Source organism: Catalinimonas locisalis (genome assembly GCF_038039535.1).
In the GTDB taxonomy this organism is placed as follows: Bacteria; Bacteroidota; Bacteroidia; order Cytophagales; family Cyclobacteriaceae; genus Catalinimonas.
The window spans coordinates 1-4,700 of sequence record NZ_JBBPHP010000084.1; the positions used below are offsets into that span (position 1 = coordinate 1).

4 protein-coding genes are annotated in these 4,700 nt (G+C 43.6%); 3 read left to right on the forward strand and 1 reads right to left on the reverse strand.

Annotation, left to right across the window (positions count from 1 at the left end; translation table 11 throughout):
- The first annotated feature begins 66 nt into the window (after positions 1–66).
- The 3 genes from WJR50_RS33760 to WJR50_RS33770 all read left to right on the forward strand — a co-directional run bounded on the left by WJR50_RS33760 (position 67) and on the right by WJR50_RS33770 (position 3,137).
- Complete coding sequence (locus WJR50_RS33760) at positions 67–657, forward strand: cyclase family protein (protein WP_341297732.1); 591 nt, start codon at positions 67–69, stop codon at positions 655–657.
- Between the two features lie 132 nt (positions 658–789).
- Entirely contained in the window at positions 790–2,427 is a 1,638-nt protein-coding gene (locus WJR50_RS33765) for an SGNH/GDSL hydrolase family protein (RefSeq protein WP_341297733.1), read from the forward strand.
- A 125-nt stretch (positions 2,428–2,552) separates the two neighbouring features.
- Complete coding sequence (locus WJR50_RS33770; RefSeq protein WP_341297734.1) at positions 2,553–3,137, forward strand: Uma2 family endonuclease; 585 nt, start codon at positions 2,553–2,555, stop codon at positions 3,135–3,137.
- Between the two features lie 13 nt (positions 3,138–3,150).
- Here the strand turns inward: WJR50_RS33770 and WJR50_RS33775 are convergent, their stop codons facing one another.
- Entirely contained in the window at positions 3,151–4,572 is a 1,422-nt protein-coding gene (locus tag WJR50_RS33775) for an L-serine ammonia-lyase (protein WP_341297735.1), read from the reverse strand.
- Positions 4,573–4,700 lie beyond the last annotated feature (128 nt).

Genomic DNA, 4,700 nt, shown 5'->3' on the forward strand with positions numbered 1-4,700 from the left:
TACAAGATAATTCAAGAATGATTATGTGCGTATCGTTAGCTCAAGAAATTAATCGAGTTTCTTGATGTGGGGAATAGTGCTGAACACGGAGGTACACACCTGGATGCACCGGTACATTTTGCCGAAGGTCAGCAGTCAGTAGATGACATTCCCCTGGAAAACCTGATTGGCCCGGGAATAGTCATTGATGTGAGTGATGCAGCCAGTAATAATGTAGACTATCAGGTATCTGTAGATGACTTTGAAACCTGGGAAGCAGAACATGGACAAGTGCCGGATGAGCGTATTATTTTACTACGCACTGGCTTTGGACAGTACTGGCCTGACCGCCTCAGGTATATGGGTACGGATGAAAGGGGAACTGAGGCAGTAGCCAAACTCCACTTTCCCGGTCTTGCTCCCGAAGCAGCCAACTGGCTCATTGAAAACCGTAACATCAAAGCCATCGGCATAGACACTCCCAGCATTGATTCTGGACAATCTACTCACTTTGAAACTCATCAGGCACTTTTCAAAGCCAATATTCCTGCCTTTGAAAATGTAGCAAATCTGAATCAATTGGATATGCAGGGCTTTTTGGTTATCGCCTTACCCATGAAAATTGGGGGAGGAAGCGGCGCACCCTTAAGAATAATTGCTATTGTGGAAGAGAAATAATCCAGTAAGCTGAATCTCCTTATTTCAGCATTCAACTACATAAAATGCGCTCAGATTAAGCTGAAAACTATGCTTCGGAAACATGTATTTTCTTGATTTTTGGGTAATATGCCCCTTCAAAACCCAAAAAGCATGCAGCGTATTTCTTTTTTATTGATTTTAAACTTGCTGACAATTGTTCATGTCAGTGCACAAAACGATCAAACTGCCTGGGATAACACTTCCGAGAAAACCTGGCCCGAAGACTTCAAAGTGGTAGAAATAACATCTTCTGCGGACAGTAATATCCAAAAGGCCCGCTTCTATAAAAGCCAGCAGTCAACGTCACAGCCTCTCATTGTCTCTCTGCATACCTGGAGCGGGGATTATGAACAGGAAGATCCTTTGGCAAAAGAAATATTACTTCGCGACTGGAACTATATCCATCCTGATTTCAGAGGTCCTAATACCAGACCAGAAGCATGTGGTAGTGAAATGGTTATCCCTGATATAGAAGATGCCATCCGTTTTGCAATTGACAAATCCAATGTTGATACCTCCGAAGTGCATATCATTGGCGTTTCAGGCGGTGGTTACGCCACATTGCTGTCCTTTATGAAATTGCGCTATCCCGTCAAAAGCTTCCATGCCTGGGCATCCATTGCAGATCTGGAAGACTGGTACTGGGAATGCAAAGCACGAGATTTGAAATACGCAAAGCATCTGGAACAGGTCACATCCAGCGTAGGCAACTTTGATGCTGAAGAAGCCCGAAAAAGATCTCCTCTACATATGGACTATTCTGCAGCACTTAGAAAAGACGCTCAACTTAGGGTTTACACCGGTATTCACGATGGCTATACAGGTTCGGTACCGATCACCCATTCCATCAATATGTATAATAAGTTATTGGAGGAAATATACACTGGAGAAGCTTATGGACAGGAAAAAGTATCCGATAAGACCATCATCCATCTACTCTCCAAAAGGATGCAGCCTGCACCCGACACTTCACTTTATCTGGGAGGCAAGAAGGTACACCTGCTTAGAGAAACTCCTCGCCTGTCACTGGTACTTTTTGAGGGTGGACACGAAATGATCGTACCCCAGGCATTGAGCCTGCTGCCCAAAAACAATACACCAGCCAATCAAAAACTTAATATTCTGACCATAGGTGATTCCAATGGCGCAGTAGAGGGAGGCTGGCCTGAGCAGTTGAAAAAGCTTCTGCCCTACTCAACTATCATCAACACCTCCATTTCAGGCAATACCATTGGTTTTGATAATCTGGATCAGAAAAGACTGAATAGCCTGAAAAATATAGAAGATTACCTTCAAACTGCTGTTGATTCGCTTGCTAATCAAAATCTGGATTATATTATTTTGGGGCTGGGTACCAACGACACCAAGCAGGTTTTCGCTAATCGTCAGGATGAAGTAGCAGAAAATATGGGAAGCCTGATTCAAAAAATCCAATCTTATCAGGCTTTTCCTAATGATCATACACCTAAGATTTTGATACTTACTCCTCCTCCCATGGATGAATCAAAAATTAACAAAGAGAAATATGGTGGAGGAAATAAGCGTATCAGAAAGAATAACAAAAAGTTTATGAAGCTGGCAAAGGAGTACGATTGCATATGGGTAGATAGCTATGCTTTGCTGGAAGATGATTTTTCATCCTCAACTACTGATGGCGATCATCTCAATGAGAAAGCTCAATTTAGACTAGCAAAGCAGATAATAAACGAATTGAATGCTAACAGTCCGGCATCTTCACCGACTTATTAAAATTGCATTTTCTTAACTGCAAGCAGTGTAGAGCATAGTGAAGAGAAGACTTTTTTCTCTTATTTTCGTTTTATTAGTGGGCGAATACATATATTTTTTTTTAGAGAACATAATTTGAATAAGCCATGCTGGATAAAATCGTACTCAAAGGGAAAGAAATGCAGATGAGCGATGATGAGTTCTTCAACTTCTGCCAGGCTAATCCCGATCTTAACATTGAGAGAAACGCAAAACGAGAAATCATCATTATGTCGCCCACCAATTCAAGCACTGGTTCAGTTAATGTAAAGATCGCTTATCAATTAGAAGCTTGGAATGAAAAGCATGGTTCAGGAATTTCTTTTGACTCTTCTACCGGCTTTACTTTGCCTGACCAGTCGGTAATGTCGCCGGATGCTTCATGGCTATCGCTGGAAAAATGGCAGCAACTTACTCAGGTTCAGAAAGAAAAGTTTGCTCCGGTATGCCCTGAATTCGTTGTGGAACTTAAATCCAAAAGCGATAGGCTAGATGATTTACAGGCAAAGATGGAAAGCTGGCTACAGAACGGAGCACAATTAGCCTGGCTGATCGTCCCTGAAGAAGAAACAGTGTATATTTATCAGGCCCTACAGAAAGTTCGTCAGCATCAGGGTTTTCAGTCTAAACTTTCGGCTGATCCTGTTCTACCTGGATTTCAATTAGATTTGTCTAAGTTGAGCGTTCCCTAAACTCAATTCAATGCTAGCACTCCGGCATCTTCACTGAAATATTGACAGCCAAACCACCTTGTGAAGTTTCCTTATACTTGTGGTTCATATCCTGAGCAGTATCCCACATGGTTTTGATGATGTTGTCCAGCGACACACAGGCATCGGCGGGATCACTGTCTAATGCCAGGCGGGAAGCGGTGATGGCTTTGATGGCACCCATAGAATTGCGCTCAATGCAGGGCACCTGCACCAAACCACCCACCGGATCGCAGGTCAGCCCCAGATGATGCTCCATCGCGATTTCTGCGGCCATCAGCGCCTGTTCTACACTTCCCCCCAGACACTCAGTGAGGGCAGCAGCAGCCATAGCCGAAGACACACCTATCTCCGCCTGACAACCTCCCATTGCCGCTGAGATGGTCGCATTTTTCTTAAATAATGTACCTATCTCACCGGCTACCATTAGAAAATTGATGATATTATCTTCCCTGACATTTTCTCCTGAAAAGCAGATGTAGTACATCAGTACCGCAGGTATTACACCCGCTGCGCCATTGGTAGGGGCAGTTACGATACGACCGAAGCTGGCATTTTCTTCATTCACCGCCAAAGCAAAGCAGCCTATCCATTTAAGAATCGCATTAAAATCATTGGGACGACGCTTTACTTCTTCCAGCCAGGTCTCCGCATTTTCAAACTGCAAATTACCCATCAGCTTATGGTGCATACTGGCTGCCCTGCGTTTTACATTCAAACCTCCGGCCAGTGTGCCTTCAGAGTAGCAGCCTTTGTACATGCTGTTCAACATCACCTGCCAGATTTGTAGCAAGCCAGAACGAATATCTTCTGTAGAACGCCAGGATTGCTCATTAGCCCATACCATTTCTGCAATTTTCATCAGTTGAGCATGACAATGTTGCAGCAATTCTTCTCCATTCTGGGAAGGGTATGGCAACTGAATGGTATCTGAAGTGTCCGACTGTTCATTAGCTTTTTTTACAAATCCCCCTCCTACTGAATAATACGTTTCCTCAAAAGCCTTATCCTTAGTAAAAGCTTTGAAAATCAATCCATTGGCATGTTCAGGAAGTCTCTCTCCTCCTCTAAAGATAATATGTTGAGCCGGATCAAAGGAAATTTCATACTGATTTGCCAGATACAGCTTATGCTCTTTCTGAACCTGTTGTTTGATTTCCTGCACCCGTGGAATCGGAATGTTCACGGGGTTCTGGCCACTTAAACCCAGCATCACCGCCAGGTCAGTACCATGCCCCTTTCCGGTAAGTGCCAGAGAAGCGTAAAGATATACTTCTACCTTTTGTATTTCCTGTAGCTCAATAACATGCTGAAGCTCCAGGAGCCAACGTAGAGCAGCTCTCCAGGGGCCTAAAGTATGGGAACTGGAAGGGCCAATCCCAATCTTGAACATATCAAAAACACTGATCTTTTCCATTATTATCCTCAACGCAAAATCTTTGCTTTTCGCTCAAAAAGTAGTGCTATAGTGTTAGGGTGTTAGGGTGTTAGGGTGTTAGGGTGTTAGGGTGTTAGGGTGTTAGGGTGTTAGGGTGTTAGGGTGTT

Excerpts from the sequence above, each read along its gene's own strand:
- WJR50_RS33765 (WP_341297733.1), top strand. The coding sequence starts at position 790 with ATGCAGCGTATTTCTTTTTTATTGATTTTAAACTTGCTGACAATTGTT.
- WJR50_RS33775 (WP_341297735.1), bottom strand. The coding sequence starts at position 4,572 with ATGGAAAAGATCAGTGTTTTTGATATGTTCAAGATTGGGATTGGCCCT.
- WJR50_RS33770 (WP_341297734.1), top strand. The coding sequence starts at position 2,553 with ATGCTGGATAAAATCGTACTCAAAGGGAAAGAAATGCAGATGAGCGAT.